The 22,709-nt window shown below is 64.2% G+C and carries 22 protein-coding genes and 2 tRNA genes; 14 read left to right on the top strand and 10 right to left on the bottom strand.

Annotated elements, in window-relative coordinates; all coding sequences use genetic code 11:
- The first annotated feature begins 25 nt into the window (after positions 1 to 25).
- Both JMJ54_RS06525 and JMJ54_RS06520 read left to right on the top strand, forming a co-directional pair.
- Positions 26 to 112: transfer RNA gene (locus JMJ54_RS06525), tRNA-Leu, on the top strand.
- A gap of 39 nt (positions 113 to 151) precedes the next feature.
- Positions 152 to 238, top strand: a tRNA-Leu gene (locus tag JMJ54_RS06520).
- A gap of 213 nt (positions 239 to 451) precedes the next feature.
- On the opposite strand, the gene JMJ54_RS06515 is transcribed toward JMJ54_RS06520, so the two are convergent.
- Entirely contained in the window at positions 452 to 1,657 is a 1,206-nt protein-coding gene (locus JMJ54_RS06515; RefSeq protein WP_203537139.1) for an MFS transporter, read from the bottom strand.
- 100 nt (positions 1,658 to 1,757) lie between these two features.
- Here JMJ54_RS06515 and JMJ54_RS06510 point away from each other — a divergent pair, with 100 nt between their 5' ends.
- Positions 1,758 to 2,594, top strand: coding sequence for an AraC family transcriptional regulator (locus JMJ54_RS06510; RefSeq protein WP_203537138.1), 837 nt, complete (start codon positions 1,758 to 1,760; stop codon positions 2,592 to 2,594).
- Positions 2,595 to 2,633: 39 nt separating this feature from the next.
- Here JMJ54_RS06510 and JMJ54_RS06505 read toward each other — a convergent pair whose 3' ends face one another.
- A complete protein-coding gene (locus JMJ54_RS06505; RefSeq protein WP_203537137.1) occupies positions 2,634 to 3,185 on the bottom strand; it encodes a cob(I)yrinic acid a,c-diamide adenosyltransferase in 552 nt (183 codons plus the stop codon).
- Positions 3,186 to 3,232: 47 nt separating this feature from the next.
- A complete protein-coding gene (gene ybaK / locus JMJ54_RS06500; RefSeq protein WP_203537136.1) occupies positions 3,233 to 3,730 on the bottom strand; it encodes a Cys-tRNA(Pro) deacylase in 498 nt (165 codons plus the stop codon).
- Positions 3,731 to 3,821: 91 nt separating this feature from the next.
- On the opposite strand from ybaK, the gene JMJ54_RS06495 reads away from it, so the two are divergent.
- Positions 3,822 to 5,273 carry a protein adenylyltransferase SelO gene (locus JMJ54_RS06495; RefSeq protein WP_203537135.1) on the top strand — a complete coding sequence of 484 codons (1,452 nt, stop codon included), beginning with the start codon at positions 3,822 to 3,824 and terminating at the stop codon, positions 5,271 to 5,273.
- Positions 5,274 to 5,410: 137 nt separating this feature from the next.
- Entirely contained in the window at positions 5,411 to 6,889 is a 1,479-nt protein-coding gene (locus tag JMJ54_RS06490; RefSeq protein ID WP_203537134.1) for an inorganic phosphate transporter, read from the top strand.
- 50 nt (positions 6,890 to 6,939) lie between these two features.
- Here the strand turns inward: JMJ54_RS06490 and JMJ54_RS06485 are convergent, their stop codons facing one another.
- From JMJ54_RS06485 to JMJ54_RS06470, 4 genes are all read right to left on the bottom strand, one after another.
- Positions 6,940 to 7,623 (bottom strand): amino acid ABC transporter permease, encoded by a 684-nt coding sequence (locus tag JMJ54_RS06485; protein WP_203537480.1) that lies wholly within the window; start codon positions 7,621 to 7,623, stop codon positions 6,940 to 6,942.
- The gene (locus tag JMJ54_RS06480) at positions 7,623 to 8,318 is read right to left on the bottom strand and encodes an amino acid ABC transporter permease (protein ID WP_203537133.1); all 696 of its coding nucleotides are present in this window, start codon (positions 8,316 to 8,318) and stop codon (positions 7,623 to 7,625) included. The genes JMJ54_RS06485 and JMJ54_RS06480 overlap by 1 nt, the downstream gene beginning before the upstream one ends.
- A gap of 81 nt (positions 8,319 to 8,399) precedes the next feature.
- A complete protein-coding gene (locus JMJ54_RS06475; protein WP_238999927.1) occupies positions 8,400 to 9,206 on the bottom strand; it encodes an ABC transporter substrate-binding protein in 807 nt (268 codons plus the stop codon).
- Positions 9,207 to 9,446: 240 nt separating this feature from the next.
- Positions 9,447 to 10,325, bottom strand: coding sequence for a histone deacetylase family protein (locus JMJ54_RS06470; protein WP_203537131.1), 879 nt, complete (start codon positions 10,323 to 10,325; stop codon positions 9,447 to 9,449).
- A gap of 182 nt (positions 10,326 to 10,507) precedes the next feature.
- On the opposite strand from JMJ54_RS06470, the gene JMJ54_RS06465 reads away from it, so the two are divergent.
- From JMJ54_RS06465 to JMJ54_RS06435, 7 genes are all read left to right on the top strand, one after another.
- Positions 10,508 to 11,398, top strand: a complete 891-nt coding sequence (locus JMJ54_RS06465; protein WP_203537130.1) for a hypothetical protein — start codon at positions 10,508 to 10,510, stop codon at positions 11,396 to 11,398.
- Between the two features lie 13 nt (positions 11,399 to 11,411).
- Complete coding sequence (locus tag JMJ54_RS06460) at positions 11,412 to 12,323, top strand: AAA family ATPase (RefSeq protein WP_203537129.1); 912 nt, start codon at positions 11,412 to 11,414, stop codon at positions 12,321 to 12,323.
- A gap of 65 nt (positions 12,324 to 12,388) precedes the next feature.
- A complete protein-coding gene (locus JMJ54_RS19520) occupies positions 12,389 to 13,276 on the top strand; it encodes a DUF58 domain-containing protein (protein ID WP_203537128.1) in 888 nt (295 codons plus the stop codon).
- Positions 13,273 to 15,216: a transglutaminase TgpA family protein gene (locus JMJ54_RS06450; RefSeq protein WP_203537127.1), complete on the top strand. Its 1,944-nt coding sequence runs from the start codon at positions 13,273 to 13,275 to the stop codon at positions 15,214 to 15,216. Before JMJ54_RS19520 ends, JMJ54_RS06450 begins: the two co-directional genes overlap by 4 nt.
- 14 nt (positions 15,217 to 15,230) lie before the next feature.
- Positions 15,231 to 16,337 (top strand): ferrochelatase, encoded by a 1,107-nt coding sequence (hemH, locus tag JMJ54_RS06445; RefSeq protein WP_203537126.1) that lies wholly within the window; start codon positions 15,231 to 15,233, stop codon positions 16,335 to 16,337.
- 81 nt (positions 16,338 to 16,418) lie between these two features.
- Positions 16,419 to 17,117, top strand: coding sequence for a response regulator transcription factor (locus tag JMJ54_RS06440; RefSeq protein WP_203537125.1), 699 nt, complete (start codon positions 16,419 to 16,421; stop codon positions 17,115 to 17,117).
- Positions 17,104 to 18,492, top strand: a complete 1,389-nt coding sequence (locus JMJ54_RS06435; RefSeq protein WP_203537124.1) for a sensor histidine kinase — start codon at positions 17,104 to 17,106, stop codon at positions 18,490 to 18,492. The genes JMJ54_RS06440 and JMJ54_RS06435 overlap by 14 nt, the downstream gene beginning before the upstream one ends.
- Positions 18,493 to 18,495: 3 nt before the next feature.
- Here JMJ54_RS06435 and JMJ54_RS06430 read toward each other — a convergent pair whose 3' ends face one another.
- The 3 genes from JMJ54_RS06430 to JMJ54_RS06420 form a co-directional block, all read right to left on the bottom strand.
- The gene (locus tag JMJ54_RS06430) at positions 18,496 to 19,137 is read right to left on the bottom strand and encodes a CoA pyrophosphatase (protein WP_203537123.1); all 642 of its coding nucleotides are present in this window, start codon (positions 19,135 to 19,137) and stop codon (positions 18,496 to 18,498) included.
- Position 19,138: 1 nt separating this feature from the next.
- Positions 19,139 to 19,753, bottom strand: coding sequence for a trimeric intracellular cation channel family protein (locus tag JMJ54_RS06425; RefSeq protein ID WP_203537122.1), 615 nt, complete (start codon positions 19,751 to 19,753; stop codon positions 19,139 to 19,141).
- A 69-nt stretch (positions 19,754 to 19,822) separates the two neighbouring features.
- Positions 19,823 to 20,182, bottom strand: a complete 360-nt coding sequence (locus JMJ54_RS06420; protein WP_203537121.1) for an Hpt domain-containing protein — start codon at positions 20,180 to 20,182, stop codon at positions 19,823 to 19,825.
- Positions 20,183 to 20,307: 125 nt separating this feature from the next.
- Here JMJ54_RS06420 and metG point away from each other — a divergent pair, with 125 nt between their 5' ends.
- A complete protein-coding gene (gene metG / locus JMJ54_RS06415) occupies positions 20,308 to 22,353 on the top strand; it encodes a methionine--tRNA ligase (protein WP_203537120.1) in 2,046 nt (681 codons plus the stop codon).
- A gap of 70 nt (positions 22,354 to 22,423) precedes the next feature.
- Positions 22,424 to 22,708 (top strand): acylphosphatase, encoded by a 285-nt coding sequence (locus JMJ54_RS06410; RefSeq protein ID WP_203537119.1) that lies wholly within the window; start codon positions 22,424 to 22,426, stop codon positions 22,706 to 22,708.
- The last annotated feature ends 1 nt before the right edge of the window (position 22,709 follow it).

Below are 22,709 nucleotides of genomic sequence, written 5' to 3'. Positions count from 1 at the left end.
GCAAGTAGTTTAGCGCAAGAGCAGTGCCCAGGTGGCGGAATTGGTAGACGCACTAGGTTCAGGTCCTAGCGGTGGCAACACCGTGGAAGTTCGAGTCTTCTCCTGGGCACCACTACTGTCGTTCAACTGCATGCTGTAATATCGAGAAATTGCCCAGGTGGCGGAATTGGTAGACGCACTAGGTTCAGGTCCTAGCGGTGGCAACACCGTGGAAGTTCGAGTCTTCTCTTGGGCACCAATTACGACAAAAACCCCGATCGTTCGCGATCGGGGTTTTTGTTTTTCCGGCCCCGCCACATCGCGCCCCGTCCCGGCACACACATTGCAATCAACCGCGATCACCCCGCGTCAGCTGCTGATCCCAGCATAAGCATTCACGCGCCATATGAAAACAGGGGCCGGCCCGCACCATACAGGCAAGCCCCCTTCATGACGGTCCCGCGCCTCAGCCTCAATGATGTTTCGGCTCTACATCCGGCAAGAAGAACATCAGCAGCCCCAGAAGCGGCAGGAACGAGCACAGGTGGTAGACATAGCCGATGCTCGTGTGGTCGGCGAGCTTGCCCAGTGCCGCCGCACCGATCCCGCCCATTCCGAACGCAAAGCCGAAAAACAGGCCCGCCACCATACCGACCTTGCCGGGGACCAATTCGGTTGCGTAGACGAGGATGGCCGAGAACGCCGACGCCAGAATCAGACCGATCACCACCGTCAACACGGCCGTCCAGAACAGGCTGGCGTACGGCAGCATCAGCGCGAATGGCACGACCCCCAGCATCGAGATGCCGATCACCCGCTTGCGGCCGATGCGGTCTCCGATCGGCCCGCCGAGCACCGTTCCCGCCGCGACGGCAAACAGGAACAGGAACAGGTACAACTGCGCGTCGCGGATGCCGATGCCAAAGCGGTCGATCAGGTAAAAGGTGTAATAGCTGTTCAGGCTGGCCAGATAGAAGTACTTCGCGAACACCAGCAAGGCCAGTACCGACATCGCCCGTAGCACCGTGCCGCGCGGCAGGGTCGAAGTACGCGGTTCGGACTTGCGTGCCGCAGCAGCCATGCGCTGTGCGCCGTACCAGACGCCGACGCGGTAAAGAATGGCCATGGCCAGTATCGCCGCAACCGAAAACCACGCAATGCTTCCCTGCCCCCTCGGCAGGATGATCAGCGCAGCCAGCAGCGGTCCTAGCGACGAGCCGAGGTTGCCGCCGACCTGAAACAGCGACTGCGCCAGCCCGTGCCGGCCGCCGGACGCCATCCGTGCCACGCGCGACGACTCGGGGTGAAACACCGACGAGCCGATGCCGACCAGTGCCGCCGCCAGCAGCAGCCAGTGGAATTGTGCCGCCTGCGACATCAGCACCAGCCCGGCCAGGGTAAAGCCCATGCCGATCGGCAACGAATGCGGCTGCGGACGTCGATCGGTAAAGTAACCGATCAGCGGTTGCAGGATCGACGCCGTCAATTGATAGACCAGCGTGATCAGGCCGATCTGCGCGAAGCTCAGTGCATAGTTGTCCTTGAGCATCGGGTAGATCGCCAGGATCAGCGACTGGATCATGTCGTTGAGCAGGTGCGAGACGCTGATCGCCGCCAGCACCATGAAGGCTGTGTTCTGCGCGGCACCGGCCGGCAGCGTGAGTGATTTGGCTTGCATGCCATGACTCCGGAATCTTGGAATGAGATGCATCGCGGTTTACCGCGGACACCCCGCCAGTCTATGCTGGCGACTCATCACGCATCAGCCATCATTTATCGTGAATCAGACATTGTCGGATCTCGACCCGGACCACTACGACAATCTGCCGCAAACCGTGGTCGCCATGAGCCGCAACTATGCGCGTGGTCACGACTCCGGCGTCCACCAGCACCGGCGCGCCCAGCTGGTCTATGCCTGCAGCGGCGTGATGCGGGTTGAAACCGCCGAGGGCAACTGGGTGCTGCCGCCGCAACGGGCATTGTGGGTGCCGCCGCAGACGCCGCACCGGGTGATGATCGCCAGCGACGCCGAAATGCGGACGATCTATGTCGAGCCGGCCGCCACGCCGGGGCTGCCGGTGTGCTGCACGGTGCTCGAGGTCAGTCCGCTGCTGCGCGAGCTGATACTGGCGCTGACCGCACTACCGGTCCGTCAGAACGAAGGCAGTCGCGCCAGCCTGATCTCGATATTGGTCATTGCCGAACTGCGGGAATTGCCGACGGCGCCACTGCACCTGCCGATGCCGCGCGATGCGCGGCTGATGCGACTGTGCAATTACGTACTGGCCCGGCTGGATGGCGAGGAAACGCTCGAACAGCTCGCCGATCTCGCCGGCGCCAGCAGCCGCACGCTGGCGCGGCGCTTTCGCAGCGAAACCGGCCTGTCGTTCCGCGAGTGGCGTCAGCAGGCGCGGCTGATTCGCGCGCTGGAAATCCTGGCACAGGGCGAGCCACTGAAAAAAGTTGCGGAACGGCTCGGCTATGCCAGCCAGAGTGCGTTCAGCGCGATGTTCCACCGCGCACTCGGTATCGAGCCAAGCCGCTATTTTGCGGCGTTGCCGGTGCATTCTCCTGGCGAAGCCGAGCGACACGCCGGACTGCAACGCGAGCCTTAGCGGCCGGATCACCCACCCGAGCCGCCTCGGCCACCGGACTCAGGCATTCAGCCCCGGCTGCCAGAGCACGTCGGGCTGGCCGGCAAAGCGGTTGGCGATCCGCGAACCGATGAACAGCAGATCGGACAGGCGGTTCAGGTACTTGATGCTGGTCGCCGGAATCACTTCGGCCTTGTCGAGCGCGACCACGGCACGCTCGGCGCGACGGCAGACGCAGCGCGCAACGTGCAGCGCCGCCGCTGCACGCGAGCCACCGGGCAGGATGAATTCGCGCAGCGGTTCGAGTTCGCCGTTGAATGCTTCGACGCACGCTTCGAGCCGCGCCAGTTGCGCTTCGGTCAGCGCCTCGCGCCCCGGAATGCACAGCTCGCCACCGAGGTCGAACAGGTCGTTCTGAACCCGCACCAGCGCATCTCGCAGCGCCGGCGGCAACGGTTCGGCCAGCGCCACACCGATACTGGAGTTGAGCTCGTCGACCTCGCCCAGCGCATGGATGCGGACGCTGTCCTTGCCGACCCGCGAACCATCGCCCAGACCGGTACTACCGTCGTCGCCGCCGCGCGTCGTGATTTGTGTCAGCCGATCGCTCATCGTGTTTGCTCCTTGTGTACTTATCTTGTTTGTTCGAACCGGGTGCTTCAGCCGTGCTCGCCGTGCGCCAGCGCGACCTCGACCAGCGTCGGCTTGAGGATGGCGACCGCATCGGCCGGCGCGAGGCCGACCAGAAAACCGCGCTTGCCGCCGTTCAGGTAGATCTTGTCGAGGTCGGCGATGCTGCGCTCCATGTAGACCGGCATTGCCTTGCGGGTACCGAATGGTGACGTGCCACCGACCATGTAGCCGGAGTGCTTGTTGGCAATCTCAGGCGTACACGGGTGGATGGACTTCTTGTGCAACAGGCGCGCCAGATTCTTCGTCGAGACCTCACAATCGCCGTGCATCAGCACCACCAGCGGCTGCTTTGCCTCGTCTTCCATCACCAGCGTCTTGATCACCGCGTGCTCGGGAACGCCAAGCTCGCGTGCCGACACCGTGGTGCCGCCTTTTTCCTCGTATTCGTACAGATGCTCGGTGTACACCACCTTGTGCTGGCGCAGTACGCGCACCGCAGCGGTCACCGGTGTTTTCTCGGCCATGCTTCGATCCAATCGTCTCGTCAATCCGATACGGGCCACGTAGACTGGTACCCGATCAATTTACTCAGGATTCGCGCCACGCGCGAAAGCCATGGAATATACGCTCGCTACTGCCCCGCTGACACCCCGCTTCTCGCTGCTTCCGGGCCGCTACTACAGCATCGTGACGCCGTCGCCGCTGCCTGAACCCCGGTTGCTGGCCTGGAATGCCGCACTGGCGGAGCAGCTGGGCCTCGCCGCCGATCCGGCCGCGCATCCCCGCCTGGCCGAATTGCTGGTCGGCAATCTGCTGCGGCACGAGCGGCCGCTGGCCAGCGTCTATTCCGGTCATCAGTTCGGTCAGTGGGCAGGGCAGCTCGGCGACGGTCGGGCGATCCTGGTCGCCGAACTGACCGGCGTCGACGGCGGCATTCAGGAAATCCAGCTCAAGGGCGCCGGGCTGACGCCGTACTCGCGCATGGGCGACGGTCGCGCGGTGCTGCGCTCGTCGATCCGCGAATACCTGTGCTCGGAAGCGATGGCCGGTCTCGGCATTCCAACGACGCGGGCACTGTCGCTGGTCGGCTCGCCGGAGCCGGTGTGGCGCGAGACGCGCGAAACGGCCGCCGTCGTCGCCCGCGTCGCACCGACCTTTTTACGCTTCGGCCATTTCGAGCACTTCTACCATCGCGGCGAACTTGAGGCCGTGAAGGAACTCGCCGACTGGACCATCGCCCATTTCTATCCGGATTGCGCCTCGGCCACGTCGCCATATCTGGCGCTGTTCGAAGCGGTACGCGACCGGACTGCGGCGATGATCGCCGACTGGATGGCGGTCGGCTTCTGCCACGGCGTGATGAACAGCGACAACATGTCGATACTCGGCCTGACGCTCGACTACGGCCCGTTCGGCTTCCTCGACGGCTTCGATGCCGGCCACATCTGCAACCACTCGGATCACCACGGCCGCTACGCCTTCAATCAGCAGCCGCAGATCGGCCTGTGGAACCTCGCCTGCCTCGCGCAGACATTGACCAAGCTGGTCGAACTCGACGCCCTGCGCGCGGCGCTCGATGGCTATCAGACCGTGTTCGAAGCCGCCTATGCCGACCGTTTGCGCCGCAAGTTCGGCCTTGCCGAATGGCTCGAGGCCGACTGGTCGCTGTTTACCCGCCTGCTCGACCTGATGCAGGCTGCCGGCACCGACTGGACGATCTTCTGGCGCACGCTGTCCACGCCGGCGAAGCACTCCACGTTGCGCGATCAGTTCGTCGATCGCGATGCTTTCGATGCCTGGCTGGCCGATTATCTGGCGCGGCTGGCATCCGATCCGCAAACACCGGCCGAACGCGAAGCTGCAATGCGGATGACCAATCCGCGCCTCGTATTGCGCAACCATCTGGCCGAAGTCGCCATCCGCAAGGCCGGCGACGGCGATGCCAGCGAGATCGAACGGCTGCAGCGCGCCCTGAGCCGGCCCTTCGACGACGACGAAGCCTTCGACGATCTGGCCGGCCCTGCGCCGGACTGGGCCGCCAGCCTCAGCGTGTCCTGCTCGTCATAAATCGTGCCTGGAACGACCGGCAGCAATACCATCGACTGCCGGTCCCGCACGGTCAATCCGGGCATGAGTTTGGTCAAGCGGTGCCGTCATCTTTCTGCCATAATCCGCGGCAATTTCCGCATTTTCCCGCCTTCCCCATGATCGAAATGTTCAGCGGCCTCAGCTTCACCGTCGGTGTGAGCTTGGCGCTAGCCCTGTTGTTCGTCCTTACCTTCGAGTTCATCAACGGCTTCCATGACACCGCCAACGCGGTGGCAACGGTGATCTACACCAAGGCCATGCCGGCCCAGCTTGCCGTCGTCGCTTCGGGCATTTTCAACTTCCTCGGCGTCATGCTCGGCGGTCTGAGCGTTGCCTACGCAATCGTCCACCTGCTGCCGGTCGATCTGCTGATCAACGTCAGCAGCGTTCAGGGGCTGTCCATGGTGTTTTCGCTGCTGGCTGCGGCGATCCTGTGGAACCTCGGCACCTGGTATTTCGGCCTGCCGGCGTCCAGCTCGCACACGCTGATCGGCTCGATCCTCGGCGTCGGCCTCGCCAGCGCCTTCATCAACGGCGGCGATGTCGCAACCGCGATCAACTGGAAGAAGGCCATCGATATCGGCCTGTCGCTGCTGGTCTCGCCCACCGTCGGCTTCCTGCTCGCATTCAGCCTCTTGCTGCTGTTCAAGCGCATCTGGGCCACGGGCAAGATGCACAAGACGCCGGAAGGCCGCCGCGCGATCGACGGCAAGAAGCATCCGCCTTTCTGGAACCGCGTCGTGCTGATCGCTTCGGCGATGGGCGTCAGCTTCGCCCACGGCTCGAACGATGGCCAGAAGGGCATCGGCCTGATCATGCTGGTGCTGATCGGCATCGTGCCGGCCAAGTTCGTGCTCGACCTGAACAGCACCACCTACCAGATCGACCGCACCCGCGACGCGGCGATCCACATGCAGCAGTTCTACGAGCGCAACGACGACAAGCTCGGCAAGTACATGCTGATGAAGCCGCGCGAAATCAACGGCAGCGAAATGCCCAAGCAGTTCCACTGCGATTTCCACGATACCGTCCCGGCCGTCCAAACGCTGGTCAGCCGGCTCGAAGGCGTCAAGGACTACAGCCAGATCAAGCCGGAAGAGCGTCCGCACATCCGCCGCCTGATCCTCTGTCTCGACGACACCGCACGCAAGGTCAGCAAACTGCCGGAACTCAGCTCGCGCGAAGTCGACGACCTGAACAAGCTGCGTGCCGACCTGACCGCAACGACCGAATACTCGCCGCAATGGGTCATCGTTGCGATCGCACTGGCACTCGGTCTTGGCACCATGGTCGGCTGGAAGCGCGTCGTGCTGACGGTTGGCGAGAAGATCGGCAAGCAGGGCATGACGTATGCGCAGGGCATGAGCGCACAGATCGTTGCGGCCAGCTCGATCGGCATCGCCAACATCTTCGGTCTGCCGGTTTCAACGACACACGTCCTGTCATCGGGCGTGGCCGGCACCATGGTCGCCAACAAGAGCGGCCTGCAAATGTCGACGATCCGCAGCATCCTGCTGGCGTGGGTGTTTACGCTGCCGGCGTCGATGGGACTGGCCGCAGGCCTGTTCTGGACATCGATGAAGATCTTCGGCTGATCCGGATTACCGGACCGACAAACAGGCGCCCACGGGCGCCTGTTTTCGTTTCACGTCAATTGCAGCCTGCGGCTATAGGCCGCTGCGGCCAGCTCCAGCGCGCCGCAGATCAGCAGGTACAGCAGCGCAACGAACAGGAACACCTCGGTCGGGTACACCATGGCCCGGTTGTTGACCTGCGTGGCGAGGAACGTCAGCTCGCCGACGCCGACGATGTAGGCCAGCGACGTGTCCTTGATCAGCGAAATCCACTGGTTGATGAACGACGGCACCATCATCCGCAAAGCCTGCGGCAGCACGACCAGCCGCAAGGTCTGCCACTCGGAGAGCCCCAGCGACAGGCCGGCCTGCCACTGGCCACGACCGATCGCAACGATGCCGGCGTGCAATGCATGCGAAAGATAAGCCCCACCGATCAGCGCCAGCGCGCAAACCACGGTGCCGATCGCCGGTACGTCGATGCCAAACACGATGGGCAGCAGGAAGTACATCCAGAAGATCAGCATCAGTACCGGCACTGCCCGCAGCGCATCGAGCACCAGCACCAGCAGCCGTGCCCGCCAACCCCGCGCCAGCGCCAGCGCGATACCGCCGGCGATGCCGAGCAGCGCCGATGCAAGACCGGCCGCCATGCTCAGCAACAGCGTCAGCGCGGCGCCGCCGAGCGGCCCGTCGGGATACGCGCCCCAGAGCAAGTAATCGATGTTGTCGCGAATCACCGAGAAGTCGAGCATCACACCGCCCTCCTTCTACCTGCGGTCTGCACCAGCACGACCGCGAACATGTACAGCAGCGTCGCCACGCCAAAGGCCTGAAAGGTCTTCAGCGTTTCGGTCTCGACCTGACGCGATGCATAGGACAGTTCGGCCAGGCCGATCGCCATCGCCAGCGACGAGTTTTTCACCACGTTCATGTACTGACCGAACAGCGGCCCGCGGGCAATGCGCAACGCCTGCGGCAGGATCACCCAGCGGAACGCCTGCCAGCCGGTCAGCCCGAGTGCCGCCGCGGCAGCACGCTGCCCCCGGCCGACGCCGCGAATGCCGGCACGGATTTCCTCGGCAATGAAGGCCGCCGAATACAGCGTCAGCCCGAACAGCGCCGCGAGCCACTCGAACGATGGCCACGGCACGCCGAGCAGCGATTTCGGCGTATTCAGCCAGACCATCCACGCTTCGGGCACCAGACTGGCGGCGCCGAAGTACCAGAAGAACAGCTGGACCAGCAGCGGCGTATTGCGCATCACCGACAGATAGACGACGCAGGGCGCCGCCAGCCAGCGCTGTTCGCGCGCGGCCGCAACCAGCAAACCGAGCAGCGTCGCCAGCACGATGGTGATCAGCGAGAGCTGCAGAGTCAGGCCGAAGCCTTTCAGCAGCCAGAACAGATAGCGGGCATCGAGCAGGCCCGGAAACAGCGAAGACATCATGGCAAGGCATCAAGAAGGCGCGTGCAACGCCGGAAAACGAACGGCCCCGCCTTGCGGCGGGGCCGACCCGAAACCGTTCGATCAGCGCTGGCCGATCTTGAACGCCCCGCGCGGCAACGGCGCTTCGCTCTTCGGACCGAACCACTTGTCATAGATCTTGCCGGCCTGCTGGGTCTGCTCGAGATCCACCAGCGTCTCGTTGACGAGGGCCACGAGGCGGGTCTCGCCCTTGCCGATGCCGATACCCTGGTACTCCTGCGTCAGCGCGAACGACGACACCTCGTACTTGGCCTTGTCCGGCACACGAGCCAGCAGGCCGATCAGCTTGGCGTCGTCCTGGGTGATCGCCTGGACGTTGCCGTTGCGCAGTGCGGCGAACGCCAGCGGCGTGTCGTCGTACGACACCACGGTCGCATTCGGGTATTTCTCGCGCAGCGTGATTTCCTGCACCGTGCCCTTGTCGGCACCGATGCGCAGCTTGGCAATGTCATCCGGCTGCTTCAGCAGGCCCTTCTTGGCGATGAACTTCTGCCCGGTGGCGAAGTACGGCACGCTGAAATCGACGGTCTTGGCACGCTCGTCGGTAATCGTGAAGTTGGCAGCGATCAGGTCGACCTTGTTCGACGTCAGCAGCGGAATCCGGTTGGCCGGATTGGTCGGGTGCAGTTCAACCTTGACGCCGAGCTTCTTGGCGATCGCGTTGGCGACATCGACGTCGTAACCGATGATGTTCTTGTTCTTGCCGTCGACAAAGCCGAACGGCGGGTTGGCATCGAACACCGCAACGCGCAGCACGCCGGCCTTCTTGATGTCGTCGAGCTTGTCGGCCTGGGCCACGCCGGCGGCCAGTGCCAGCAGTGCAAAAATCAGTCCACGAGATGTTTTCATTATGCGCATTCCCTGTCGCTGAGACTTGTATCCCCGCCGGCTTCTGGCCGGCGGGTCGCTTGCAACGCGGTCCGCGGATCGAGGCGCGGCGTTGTTGTGAAGCGATCTTAAGGCGCGCCAACAAATAACCATAAATTATATATTTCTATTTCTTCATTCCATTAAATTCCATTCGCCGTCAGCACGTAAAAAAAACCCCGTCTATGGAACGGGGTTTTCATGCAAGCCGCGGCGCACGACCTACAGCCCGGCAAGCACCTTGACGTGCGCGGCGACGCTGCGGCCAAGCGCGGACAAGTCGTAACCGCCTTCGAGCATCGACACGATCCGGCCATTGGCATGGCGCTTGGCCACCTTCATCAGCCGCTCGGTCACCCATGCATAATCGGCCTCGACCAGCCCCATCGACGCCATGTCGTCCTCGAGATGCGCGTCGAAGCCGGCCGAGATCAGGACCAGCTGCGGCGCGAAATCGTCGAGCAAGGGCAGCCACTGTGCCGCCACCATCTCGCGGAAGTCCTGACCGGTTGTCGCACGCGGCATCGCCACGTTGTGGATGTTGTCGCCCTTGGGTTCGTCGCCACAGTACGGAAAGAACGGGTGCTGGAACATCCCGACCATCAGGATGCGCGGCTCCTTGCAGACAAGGTCTTCGGTGCCGTTGCCGTGATGAACGTCGAAATCGACGATAGCGACGCGTTCGAGCCCGTAGGCGTCGATCGCATGCCGTGCGGCGATCGCGATGTTGTCGAACAGGCAAAATCCCATGCCGCGCTCGCGCTCGGCGTGATGGCCCGGGGGCCGCACCGCGCAGAAGGCGTTGGCGGCCCGGCCGGTCATGACCAGATCGACCGCGTCAATCCCGGCGCCGGCCGCGTGGTAGGCCGCATTGAGGCTGAAACGGTTGATCGCGGTGTCCGGGTCGAGATGCACGTAGCCGTGCGACGGTACCATCACCGTCAGCCGCTCGACGTAGTCGGGATCATGTACCGCTTCGATCTGCGCCCGGCTTGCCGGCTGTGCGTCGACGTGCAGCAGGTAGTCCCACAGTTGCGCTGCGATCAGCCGGTCGCGAATCGCCGCCAGCCGTTCCGGGCATTCGGGATGTCCCTTGCCCATGTCGTGCAGGCTACAGGCGGGATGTGAAAGGTAAGCCGTGGGTTTTTCCGCAGCTTCGTTGTCGTACACACTCGGCCTCTTGACGAAAGCTGTTATTGTTTTGCTTAGATATTTGCAGACCGAGTGTACGCCGCACACCCGTACTCGGCAAAATTCACACTCCGTTTCCGCTCGGGATCTCCATGCTGCAGCCGTTCCGCCTCGCCCTGCTCGCCTGCCTGATGTCCGCCGCGCTGGCGCACGCCGATGCGCCGCAGTACAGCGTTTCGCTGACACCGATCTGGCAGGGAAATGCCCAGCTCGACGACGGCGGCAAAGCCGGGCTGAACAGCATCCTGTTCAGCGCCAGTGCCGATCAGGCGATGAACCCCGGCTGGAGCTTCGGCCTTGGCGTGCGGCTGGCGCAGGATCACTGGGACTTCGAATCACCGACGCGCTTTGGCGGCAAGGCCCCGTGGGACACGGTCCGCCAGGGCAACCTGGGCTTCCACGTCAATTACGTGACCGCCGGTTACCAGAGCTTCTCGATCATGCCGACGATCGAATACGCCGGCGAGCGCGGTGCCGCCGGCAGCGATGCGATCGGCTACGGCGCCACCTTCATAGCCGTGCAGCAATTCAGCGAAACCTTGCAACTCGGCCTCGGTGTCGGGGTGTTCCGCGAGTTCGACAAGACCAGCGCGTTCCCTTTCCTGGTCGTCGACTGGCAGATCGACAAGCAGTGGCATCTCGGCAATCCATTCGATGCAGGCCCGTCGGGCCCCGGCGGCCTCGAGCTGAGCTATGCCGCGACCGAACGCTGGCAAATCGCTGCAGGCGGCGCGTACCGGTCCGAGCGTTTCCGGCTCGCCAGCGACAACACCGTTTCTCCGGGGGGCGTCGGCCAGCACGACCGCTTGCCCGTTTACCTGCGCATCGGTTACGCGGCGCAGCCCGGCTGGCGCATCGACGCCTACGCCGCGGCAGCCTTCGGCGGCAAGCTCAAGCTCGAAGACGATCGCGGCCACGAGATCGGCAGCGAAAACTACGACACCGCGCCGCTATTCGGCATCAGTTTTTCCGGCGCATTCTGAGTCCCACGCATCCATGTCCCATCCGCTTCAACCCGTTCTGACCCAGCTCAACCGCGTCATCCTCGGCAAGGAAAAACCGATCCGGCTAGCCGTCGCCGGCCTGCTTGCCCGGGGCCATTTGCTGCTCGAGGATCTGCCCGGCGTCGGCAAGACCACACTGGCGCACGCGATCGCCGCAACACTCGGCCTGCGTTTTTCCCGCGTCCAGTTCACCAGCGACCTGCTGCCCGCCGATCTGCTCGGCGTATCGGTCTACGAGCGCGACAGCGGGCGTTTCCGCTTCCACCACGGCCCCGTGTTCACACAGGTGCTGCTCGCAGACGAGATCAACCGGGCGCCGCCGAAAACCCAGTCGGCGCTGCTCGAGGCGATGGAAGAGCATCAGGTCAGCGTCGACGGCGAGACCTATGCGCTGCCCGAACCATTTTTCGTCATTGCCACGCAGAACCCGCAGCACCAGATCGGCACCTTCCCTCTGCCCGAATCACAGCTAGACCGCTTTCTGATGCGACTGGAACTCGGCTATCCGGGCCACGAGGCGGAACGGGCCATGCTCACGGGCGAAGGCCGGCGCGAGCTGGTCGCACAGCTCGCACCGATGTGCGATCAGGCGACACTTGCCAACGCGCAGCGCGACGCCAGCGCAATCCGGATCGCCCCGCCGCTGCTCGACTACATCCAGGCGCTGGCTGCCGCCACCCGGCATCACGAGCGTTTTGCTTGCGGCCTGTCGCCACGGGCGCTGATCGGGCTGGTTGCCGCAACGCGCGCATGGGCCTGGCTCGACGGCCGGGATCACGCGATCCCCGAAGACGTGCAGGCCGTATTCCCGGCCATTGCCGGCCACCGGCTGCTGTCGCGTGCCAGCGGGCGGCCGGATGCACTGGCGGCGGTCGAGCTGCTCGACACCGTCGCCATTCCCTGATGCTTCGCTGGCTTCGATCCCGGTGGCAACGCGAGCAGACGCGCCGGCATCCACCTGCGTCCGTGGTGGCGCTCAAGCACAATCGCATCTATGTCCTGCCCACGCTGTTCGGCGCGATCTATGCAGCGACCGCAGTGCTAGTGCTGATCGGCGCCATCAACTACCAGCTGAGCCTCGCCTACCTGTTCGCCTTCGTCCTGATCGGTCTCGGTCATGCCGCGTTGCTGCAGAGCTATCGCAACCTGTTGAAGATCGAACTGCGCACACTGGCCACCGAACCGGTCTTTGCCGGTGACACCGCGCATTTCCCGGTCTCGCTGTCCAACCCGGGCAAACCGCCCCGGCGCGCGCTGAATCTGTCGCTGCGTGGCCACCCGGCAAGCTGGATCGAAGCCATCGATCGCGACGACACCGCTATCGCACACCTGCCGGTCGCGACGCTGGCACGCGGCTGGCTGGGCATGCCGACCATGCGCATCGACACCGCTTATCCGAGTGGCTGGTGCAAGGCCTGGAGCTACGCCAATCTCGACGCACGCTGCCTCGTTTACCCGCAGCCAGAGGCAAACGCGCCGCCCTTTCACGGAGAAAACGGTGATCGGGGTCAGCGACGCGTTCGTGGCGACGACGATTTTGCCGGGCTGCGCAATTACGTCCCCGGCGACACGCCGAGGCAGATTGCCTGGAAGCAGTTCGCCCGCCTCGATGCCCTGCTTGTCCGTCAGGACGACCGGGTCGAAGGCCAGACCTGGCTGTTCGACTGGCACACCCTGCCGGAACTCGGCACCGAGGCGAGATTGTCCCGGCTGACCGCATGGGTACTGGCGGCCGAAGCCGCCGGTGACCGTTACGCGCTGGCGCTACCAGGCACGACGCTGCCACGCGGTCGAGGCCCCGCGCACCGGCACGCCTGCCTGCGAGCGCTGGCCCTGTTCGGACAGACACCGTCATGAGCGATACGCTGCCCAGCCGCGCGCTGTATGCGCTGATCGCCGCCCTGATGATGGCGCTGCTGCCCCATCTGCTGACACTCCCCCCCTGGCTGGCGCTGCTGATCATCGCGGTACCGGTCTGGCGTGCCAGCCTTGTGTACCGCGGCAAGGCGCTTCCGTCGCGCTGGCTGCGTTATGCCTTGATGCTGGCCTTGCTGGCGCTGGTGTTCTGGCAGTTCCGCACGCTGATCGGCCGCAGCGGGGGCGTGGCCATGCTGGTCAGCCTGATCGCGATCAAGCTGCTCGAGACGCATGGCAGGCGCGACGCCGCGGTCCTCACCCTGCTCGGCTACTTTGCCAGCGGCGCCATGTTCCTCGTTTCGCAATCGTTCTGGATGCTGCTCTGGGCGCTGGCCACCGCAGTCGCGCTGACCACCCAGCTGATGGCATGGCAACGGCGCAGCGACCGCTTCGAGCGCGACGAAGCCTGGCGCGCCCTGCGCATGCTGGCAGAAGCCACGCCGGTCATTCTGCTGCTGTTTTTGCTGTTCCCGCGCCTGTCCGGACCGTTGTGGAGCATGCCGGAAGACCGAGGCGGTGCCAGCAGCGGCCTGTCGGACGTGATGAGTCCGGGCAGCTTTACCAATCTGGCGCTCGACGACAGTCCGGCCTTCCGCGTCAGCTTTGACGGCGAGGCGCCGCCGGTCTCGACGATGTACTGGCGCGGCCCGGTATTCGAGCGCTTCGACGGCCGCAACTGGCAACAGCTGCACGATGACACCGGCGTCCGCCCCACCGCCATCGCCGTCGGACCGACGGTGCGATACAGCATGCTGATGGAGCCGAACGAGCGCAGCTGGCTGCTGGCACTCGACCTGCCGGTACGCTGGCCCGAACGCACGCGGCTGACGTCGCGTTTCCAGCTGGTTGCCGATGCGCCGCTCACGCAGCGTCGCCGGGTCGACATCGTCAGCAGCCCCGGCTGGCACGCCCGCGAGCCGGATGCCGTACTGCGCCGCAATCTTGACCTGCCGGCCTCGGGCAACCCGAAAGCGCGCGCGCTGGCCCGGCAATGGCAGACGCTGTCCGCGCCGGCCCGCGTCGATGCAGCACAGCAGTGGCTGCGGGCAGGCCGGTTCAGTTATTCGCTGACCCCGCCATTGCTGCCCGGACCCGACCCGGTCGACGACTTGCTGTTCACGACACGTGAAGGCTTCTGCGAACACTACGCCGGCGCCTTCGTCTTTCTGATGCGTGCGGCCGGTGTCCCGGCCCGCGTCGTCGGCGGTTATCTCGGCGGCGAGCGCAACGCCGGCGGTGATTACTGGCTGGTCCGCCAGGCCGACGCACACGCCTGGACCGAGGTCTGGCTCGACGATCGCGGCTGGCAGCGGGTCGATCCCACCGCGGCGATTGCGCCGAACCGGATCAACCAGGGGCTGGCACAAAGCGTCACGGATGCGGCCCGGCTGCCCGGTGTGCTGCGTAACGAGGCCCCTTGGCTCAAGGGACTGCGCCAGCACTGGGACGCGACCGTTTTCCAGTGGAACCGCTGGGTGATCGGTTATGATGCGCAACGCCAGATGCAGTTGCTCAACCGGCTCGGCATCGACGCGCTGGCCTCGATGGCGTTCATCGGCTGGTTTGCGGCCCTTGTACTGACACTGCTGGCCGGTTATGCCGTCATGCAGCGCTGGCGCAGCCGGCCGCCCCCCCGCGATGCGGCAATGCGCAGCTGGCTGCGGTTCATCGCCAAACTCGACCGGGCCGGCATCGCCGCCTACCCCGGCGAAACACCCACTGCGCTGATCCAGCGCGCCACCGGCGCACTGCCCGGCCATCGCGATGCGCTGGATGCGATCGCCCGATGCTATCTGGCCGCCCGATATGGCGAAGATCACGCCGCCCTTGACGAACTGCGTACCCGGGTCAGGACGCTGCGCCTGTCCCGTGCCCCGTAATCAGGAAAGAATCAATGAGCCGTTTTGCCGTAGAACCCGAATTCAGCCACGATCAGCCCGCCCGGATCGGCGTTCTGCTGGTCAACCTCGGCACCCCGGACGCGCCGACCGCTGCGGCGGTCAAACCCTATCTGCGCCAGTTCCTGTCCGATCCACGCGTGGTCGAGATTCCGAAGCTGCTTTGGCAACTGATCCTGCGCGGCGTCATCCTGAACGTGCGACCGAAGAAATCGGCCCACAAGTACGCCAGCATCTGGAGCAAGGAAGGCTCCCCTCTGCAGGTCTGGACGCAGAAGCAGGCGCGCCTGCTCAAGGGTTATCTGGGCGAGCGGCTGCAGGTGCCGCTGTCGTTCGCGGTCGGCATGCGTTATGGCGAACCGTCGATCGCGGCGGGTCTGGATACGCTCAAGACCGCCGGCTGTGACCGGATCCTGCTGATGCCGCTGTACCCGCAGTATGCAGCCAGCACGACCGCCACCGCCTGCGATGCCGCGTTCACCCAGCTCATGCGCTACCGCAACCAGCCGGCGCTGCGTACCGTGCGCAGTTTTCACGACCACGCCGGTTACATCGATGCGCTCGCCGGCCAGGTTCGCGCGCACTGGCAGCGTGAAGGACGTGGCGACCATCTGCTGATGAGCTTCCATGGCCTGCCCCGCTACACGCTGACCAAGGGCGACCCCTATTTCTGCCACTGCCACAAGACGGCTAGGCTGCTTGCCGACGCGCTGGAACTCGACCCGGACCAGTACACGCTGAGTTTCCAGTCGCGCTTCGGCAAGGCCGAATGGCTCAAGCCGTACACCGCCGACGTGCTGACAAAGCTGGGCAAGGCCGGCGTCGGCCGCCTCGATGTCATCTGTCCCGGCTTCGCCGCCGATTGCCTTGAAACGCTTGAGGAAATCGCGATCGAGGGCAAGGAAACCTTCCTCACCGCCGGTGGTGGCAGCTTCCGCTACATCGCCTGCCTGAATGACAACGGCGACTGGATCAAGGTGCTGGCAGACCTTGTTGAGCGCGAACTTTCGGGCTGGCTGGCGCCTGACTGGCAGGCCGAACAGGCCACCGGTCTGGCTAGGGAAAGCAGGGAGCGCGCCCGAAAGCTGGGTGCATCAAAATAACTGGGAAATTGGCGAAATAGCAGTTACACTCAGCAGTAAGCATTTCCTTACAGAACACCGAGTTCCCGGAGGTTTCCCACCATGAGCACCCGGCTTTTTCTTGCCGAAGACGACCTCATTCTCGCCGACGCCCTGAAAACCAGCCTGTCGCAGGCCGATTTCCAGGTTGACTGTGTCAACGACGGCGCGCTGGCGCTGCAGATCCTTCTGCACAACGACTACGACATCGTCGTGCTCGACATCGGCCTCCCGAACATGGACGGCCTGACCGTGCTGCGCAACGTTCGCCAGCACAAGCCGTCGCTGCCGATCCTGATCCTGACCGCACTTGACGGTCTGGAAGAACGCGTTGCAGGCCTGGACGCCGGCGCCGACGACTACCTCGCCAAGCCGTTCGAGTTCGCAGAACTCGAAGCCCGCCTGCGCGCCCTGCTGCGTCGCAGCCAGATCCTGCCGCAATCGGTCCAGCAACTCGGCAACCTGCGTCTTGATCGTGCCGGCCAGCGCGCCTGGTGTAACGACACCCCGCTCGACCTGTCCGCTCGCGAGCTGACCGTGCTCGAGATCCTGATGTCGAACATCGACCGCGTCGTCACCAAGGAACAGATCGTTTCCGAACTCGGTTCGGACAATGCCGAAGTCGGCCTGAACGCGATCGAAGTGTACGTGCACCGTCTTCGCAAGAAGCTCGAACCGTGCGGCGTGGTGATCCGGACCATCCGTGGCCTGGGCTACCTGCTCGAGAAGCAACAGCCGCTGTCGCAGGATGCTGCGGGATAAGGTCTCGCTCAAACGGCAGCTGCTCCTGTGGCTGCTGATCCCGCAAATCGTCCTCTGGCTGGCCGGTGCGGCGCTGTACTACAACGTCGCGACGCACTACGCCAACGCCATTACCGACAATAGCCTGCTGCAAACCGCACGGGCCATTGCCCGGCAAGTCCAGCCTTACGATGACGGCCTCGTCGTCGACTTTCCCCGCGCAGCCCAGTTGCTGCTCGAGGAAGGTCCTGACGACAAACTCTTCTATACCGTCAGCACGCTTCCCGGCGGGATGATTCTCGGGAATCGCCGTCTTCCGCCGCCATCCGGCACACCGGTCGCCGACAAGCCCCTGTTCTACAACACCATGCAGGGCAGCGAACCGATTCGCGCCTTGTCGCTCTACTATCCGCTGAATCGCCCCAATCACTGGCTGCACGTGCAGGTCGGCAAGAATCTGCAGAAGCGCAGCCAGATGTCGCGCGAAATCCTGCTTGCAACCGGCATTCCGATGGGCCTGTTGATCATCGCGATGAGCGCACTGGTCTGGCTGGGCATCCGCCGCGGTCTGCGACCACTGGAAAAGCTCCAGCGCAGCGTCGAACACCGCGCGCCACAGGATCTGGCGCCGCTGGAGACGCACGCACTGCCGGTCGAGCTGCAATCGCTGACGCACGCGCTGAACCACCTGCTGTCGACGACCAACGAAAGCGTGTCCAGGCAGCGGCGCTTCATTGCCGATGCCGCCCACCAGCTGCGCACACCGCTGGCCGGGCTGAAATCGCAGACCGAACTGGCGATGCGCGAATCGACACCGGAAGGCCTGCGTGACCGGCTCAATCTCGTCCATGCGAGCGCCACCCGCAGCATCCACCTCGTGAACCAGCTGCTGACGCTGGCACGCTCAGAGCCCGGTGCGCAGACCGGCACGCCGGGCATGAAGGTCGACCTCGCCAAACTGATTCGCGACCTGACAGCAGAGTCGGTACCGCGTGCGCTCGCCGCCGGCATGGATCTCGGCTGCGACAGCGCACTGCCGGAAGCGAACATCGACGGCAATCCGGCCTTGCTGCGCGAGCTGTTCGTCAACCTGATCGAGAATGCGATCAAGTACATTCCGCGCGGCTGCAGCATCACCGTACGCCTGTTCGAACAGGGTACGGACTACATCGTCGAGGTTGAAGACGATGGCAATGGCATCCCCGACGAACAGAAACCCCGCGTATTCGAGCGCTTTTACCGCGTCAACCAGAACGACGGCAACGGTTGCGGACTGGGCATGGCCATCGTCAAGGAAATTGCCGAACGCCATGGCGGCAGCATCGTACTGGCCGATGCCGAGCCACACGGCCTGATTGCCAGAGTCACCTTACCCAAGCAGCGCGCAGCCGACTGACCCTCAGTCGATGATCCGGGGTTCACCAGCGACGCGCAGGGCCGCAGCCAGCATCAGCAGGATGTTCGCCGTCGCACCCCAGACGGTGTAGCCGTCGATCTCGATGAAATGCGTCTGCCCGCGCAGGCCGCGCCGTTCGACCCAGCGACGCTCGTACCTTGTCGGATCCAGCAGCGCTACCAGCGGCAACTCGAAGACCTGCTCGACCTCGTCGGCGCAGGGCACCAGCGAAAATCCGGGGTCCAGCACGCCGATCACCGGGGTCACTGCATAGGCGCTGACGGTGTAATAACTGCCCAGACTGTCGATGACCCGCACATAGCCGGGGTCCAGGCCGATTTCCTCGGCACTTTCGCGCAAGGCCGCAGCGATTGCGCCTTCGTCCTCCGGCTCGACCCGCCCGCCGGGAAAACTGATCTGCCCGGCATGCGTCGGCAGGTGCGCCGCCCGCTCGGTCAGCAGGATCGTCGCACCACCCGCACGGGGCACGATCGGAATCAGCACCGCAGCCGGACGCGACTCCTGCTCGAACGGAAAATCACCGCCTTCGGGACGCGGCGACCCGGCCAGCCTCGCCTTCAGCCAGTCGGCCCAGACCCGCGGGTCGCCGGAGTCCGGCCAGTCGAGCGGCAACTTGTCATCCATCTCAGTGGCCGACGCGTGGCAGGCGGAAATCGCGCAGATGCGCGACTAGGCGCAAGCCGAGCCCCACCGTGAACAAGATCCACTCGACCCACAGGCCACGCCAGCCCGACTGCGCTGCCGCATACAACAGCGCAGCCACCAGGATGGCAACCGTGCCGTAGAAATCTTCATGCAGGATGAACGGGACGTCGTTGACCATCATGTCGCGTACCAGCCCGCCGCCGACAGCCGTGACGAAGGCAAGGAAAGCAACACCAAACAGGTTCAGCCCGACGTCGAGGCCGATCTGCGCGCCGGCAATGCTGAATGCAACCAGACCGATCGAATCGGCGACGATGAAGATCTTGTACAACAAGCCGCGATTGCGCTGGTGCAGCTTGATCGCCCAGGCCACCAGCAAGGTGGCGAAAATCGTGTACAGCGGGCCTGCGTCGAGGAAAATGCGCGGCACCCGATCGACGAGGACGTCGCGGATCATCCCGCCACCAATGGCAGTCAGCAGCGCAAGAATCACTACGCCCAGTACGTCGAAGCGCTTCGTTGCCCCGACCAGATAGCCGGAAATCGTGAAGGCGGCGGTGCCGATCAGAAACAGCACATCGAACTGCAGCTGCATGGTCAGAAAAGCCCGAATTGGAAAAAAACGCGCCAGTGTAGCGCGGCCGTTACGGCGTCCATGTAACAGTCAGCGCCGCAACGCCGACTCGACGCCGGTCGCCAGCACGACCAGATCGGCATGGGCCTCGCCGGCCAGTCGGGACTCGCGCGCCGCCAGTTCGATCGTCCGGCACAGCGCTGCCATGCCAACCGCGCCGATCTGCGCACACGCCCCCTTCAACTGGTGCGCCGCACGTTCGGCCAGATAATGCTGACCCTGCTGCAGCGCCAGCCCGATTTCACTCAGGCACGCCTCGTGTGTCGGCCAGTAGGCATCCAGCAGCTCCGCGCGCAAATCCTGTCCCAGATCCAGTGCCAGCGTGGCAAAGGTGGCGTCGATGGCAGCCAGCTCGTGCTGCAGGTCGGGGGGCGGGGGCGGGGGCGGCATGCGTTCGGGATTCCTGTGAGGCCATCGGACCATGACAGACAACTATAACGGCCGACCCGCAATGCGTCACGGCCCGGCGTGCGGCTGCGATATAATCGGACGATTCATTGCCCAAAAAGACGACCATGAGCCGCAAGATCCTCGTCACCTCCGCCCTGCCCTACGCCAACGGCGCCATCCACCTCGGCCACCTTGTCGAATACATCCAGACCGACATCTGGGTCCGCTTCCAGAAGATGCGCGGCCACACCTGTCACTATGTCTGCGCCGACGACACCCACGGCACGCCGGTCATGCTGCGCGCCGAAAAAGAAGGCCTGAGCCCGGAGGCGCTGATCGAGCGCGTGCACGGCGAACACCTGCGTGACTTCACCGGCTTCCATGTCGCCTTCGACAACTACTACAGCACCAATTCGGAAGAAAACCGCCAGTTCGCCTACGACATCTACGGCAAGCTGAAAGCCAACGGCAAGATCGTCAGCCGGACGATCTCGCAGCTGTTCGATCCGGAAAAGAGCATGTTCCTGCCGGACCGCTTCGTGAAGGGCGAATGCCCGAAGTGCGGCGCCAAGGACCAGTACGGCGACAACTGTGAAGTCTGCGGTGCGACCTACAGCCCGACCGAACTGAAGAACCCGTACTCGGCCGTCTCCGGCGCGACGCCGGTGCTGCGCGACTCGGAGCACTTTTTCTTCCGCCTTGGCGACTGCGAAGATTTCCTCAAGGGCTGGACGACCGGTGCAAGCACGGTCAACGGCGCCGAGCGCCCGCGCCTGCAGGAAGGCGCGGCGAACAAGATGCAGGAATGGTTCGACGCCGGCCTGAACGACTGGGACATTTCGCGCGACGCACCGTACTTCGGCTTCGAGATTCCGGATGCACCGGGCAAGTATTTCTACGTCTGGCTCGACGCGCCGGTCGGCTATATGGCCAGCCACAAAAACCTGTGCGACCGCCTCGGCCTGGACTTCGACGAGTACTGGAGCAAGGATTCGACTGCCGAGCTCTACCACTTCATCGGCAAGGACATCCTCTACTTCCACGCGCTGTTCTGGCCGGCCATGCTCGAATACAGCGGCTACCGCACGCCGACCGGCATCAACGCCCACGGTTTCCTGACCGTCGACGGCGCCAAGATGAGCAAGAGCCGCGGCACCTTCATCACCGCCGAGTCGTACCTGCGCCACCTGAACCCGGAATGGCTGCGCTACTACTTCGCCGCCAAACTGAATTCGGCCATCGAGGACATCGACCTCAACCTCGAAGACTTCGCCGCCCGCGTCAACAGCGACCTGATCGGCAAGTACGTCAACATCGCCAGCCGCGCCGCCGGTTTCCTGACCAAGCGCTTCGGTGGCGAGCTGGCCCGCGAACTGGGCGACGTGCCGGTGCTGGCGAAGCTGCAGGCCGCCGGTGACGAGCTGGCGCAACTGCTCGAAGCACGCGACTACAGCCGCGCGATTCGCGACATCATGGCGCTGACCGACGAGGTCAACCAGTTCGTCGATGCCAACAAGCCGTGGGAAATGGCCAAGCAGGAAGGCATGGATGCCGAGCTGCAGCGTGTCTGTTCGATCCTGATCAATGCGTTCCGCCTGCTGACGATCTACCTGAAGCCCGTGCTGCCCAAGCTGGCCGCCGACGTCGAAGCCTTCCTCAACATCGCGCCGCTGCGCTGGGTCGATGCCGGCTCGCTGCTGCTCGGCCACTGCATCCATCCGTATTCGCACCTGATGACGCGGATCGATCCGAAGGCCATCGAAGCCATGGTCGAGGAAAACAAGCAGAGTCTGGCACCGGCAGCGGAAACCAAACCGGCACTCGATTACGACGTCCCGCCGATCGCCGAAACGATCAGCATCGACGACTTCATGAAGGTCGACCTGCGCGTCGCCAGGATCGTCGAAGCCAAGTCGGTCGAAGGCGCCGACAAGCTCGTTTCGCTGACGCTGGACATCGGTAACGAAACCCGCCACGTGTTCGCCGGCATCAAGTCGGCGTACAAGCCCGAAGACCTGCAGGGCCGGCTGACCGTGATGGTCGCCAACCTCGCGCCGCGCAAGATGAAGTTCGGCTTGTCCGAGGGCATGGTACTCGCCGCGGGTGGTGACGGCGGCCTGTACATCCTCAGCCCGGACAGCGGCGCCAAGCCGGGAATGCGCGTCAAGTAAGGCGCGGGACTAAAATCAAAACCGGCCCGCGTGGCCGGTTTTGTTTTGCCTCGTCAACGGAGGAATCGGCATGAACGAAGTCATCGCCAGACGGTTGCGTGTCCACGGCCGGGTCCAGGGCGTCGGCTTCCGTTTCTACACGGTCCGCGAAGCGCTGGCCCGCAACCTGACCGGCTGGGTGCGCAACCGCACCGACGGTACGGTCGAAATCCAGGCACAAGGCCGGGCTGCCGAGATCGACGATTTCCTGCTCTGGGTGCACCGTGGCCCCGACTCGGCCCGCGTCGACCGGCTTGACGTGACCGACGCAGGCATTGAAGCGCTGACGGGCTTTTGCGAGATCGAGACGCGCTAGT

It is taken from the genome of Jeongeupia naejangsanensis, assembly GCF_016865585.1.
GTDB classification, from domain to species: Bacteria; Pseudomonadota; Gammaproteobacteria; order Burkholderiales; family Chitinibacteraceae; genus Jeongeupia; species Jeongeupia naejangsanensis.
This window is presented reverse-complemented; position numbering and strand designations above follow the sequence as displayed.

Bases quoted from the DNA above. Each gene is read 5' to 3' on its own strand.
- JMJ54_RS06515 (WP_203537139.1), bottom strand. From the start codon at position 1,657: ATGCAAGCCAAATCACTCACGCTGCCGGCCGGTGCCGCGCAGAACACA.
- JMJ54_RS06505 (WP_203537137.1), bottom strand. From the start codon at position 3,185: ATGAGCGATCGGCTGACACAAATCACGACGCGCGGCGGCGACGACGGT.
- ybaK (WP_203537136.1), bottom strand. From the start codon at position 3,730: ATGGCCGAGAAAACACCGGTGACCGCTGCGGTGCGCGTACTGCGCCAG.
- JMJ54_RS06495 (WP_203537135.1), top strand. From the start codon at position 3,822: ATGGAATATACGCTCGCTACTGCCCCGCTGACACCCCGCTTCTCGCTG.
- JMJ54_RS06490 (WP_203537134.1), top strand. From the start codon at position 5,411: ATGATCGAAATGTTCAGCGGCCTCAGCTTCACCGTCGGTGTGAGCTTG.
- JMJ54_RS06485 (WP_203537480.1), bottom strand. From the start codon at position 7,623: ATGCTCGACTTCTCGGTGATTCGCGACAACATCGATTACTTGCTCTGG.
- JMJ54_RS06480 (WP_203537133.1), bottom strand. From the start codon at position 8,318: ATGATGTCTTCGCTGTTTCCGGGCCTGCTCGATGCCCGCTATCTGTTC.
- JMJ54_RS06475 (WP_238999927.1), bottom strand. From the start codon at position 9,206: ATGAAAACATCTCGTGGACTGATTTTTGCACTGCTGGCACTGGCCGCC.
- JMJ54_RS06470 (WP_203537131.1), bottom strand. From the start codon at position 10,325: ATGGGCAAGGGACATCCCGAATGCCCGGAACGGCTGGCGGCGATTCGC.
- JMJ54_RS06465 (WP_203537130.1), top strand. From the start codon at position 10,508: ATGCTGCAGCCGTTCCGCCTCGCCCTGCTCGCCTGCCTGATGTCCGCC.
- JMJ54_RS06460 (WP_203537129.1), top strand. From the start codon at position 11,412: ATGTCCCATCCGCTTCAACCCGTTCTGACCCAGCTCAACCGCGTCATC.
- JMJ54_RS06450 (WP_203537127.1), top strand. From the start codon at position 13,273: ATGAGCGATACGCTGCCCAGCCGCGCGCTGTATGCGCTGATCGCCGCC.
- hemH (WP_203537126.1), top strand. From the start codon at position 15,231: ATGAGCCGTTTTGCCGTAGAACCCGAATTCAGCCACGATCAGCCCGCC.
- JMJ54_RS06440 (WP_203537125.1), top strand. From the start codon at position 16,419: ATGAGCACCCGGCTTTTTCTTGCCGAAGACGACCTCATTCTCGCCGAC.
- JMJ54_RS06435 (WP_203537124.1), top strand. From the start codon at position 17,104: ATGCTGCGGGATAAGGTCTCGCTCAAACGGCAGCTGCTCCTGTGGCTG.
- JMJ54_RS06430 (WP_203537123.1), bottom strand. From the start codon at position 19,137: ATGGATGACAAGTTGCCGCTCGACTGGCCGGACTCCGGCGACCCGCGG.
- JMJ54_RS06425 (WP_203537122.1), bottom strand. From the start codon at position 19,753: ATGCAGCTGCAGTTCGATGTGCTGTTTCTGATCGGCACCGCCGCCTTC.
- JMJ54_RS06420 (WP_203537121.1), bottom strand. From the start codon at position 20,182: ATGCCGCCCCCGCCCCCGCCCCCCGACCTGCAGCACGAGCTGGCTGCC.
- metG (WP_203537120.1), top strand. From the start codon at position 20,308: ATGAGCCGCAAGATCCTCGTCACCTCCGCCCTGCCCTACGCCAACGGC.
- JMJ54_RS06410 (WP_203537119.1), top strand. From the start codon at position 22,424: ATGAACGAAGTCATCGCCAGACGGTTGCGTGTCCACGGCCGGGTCCAG.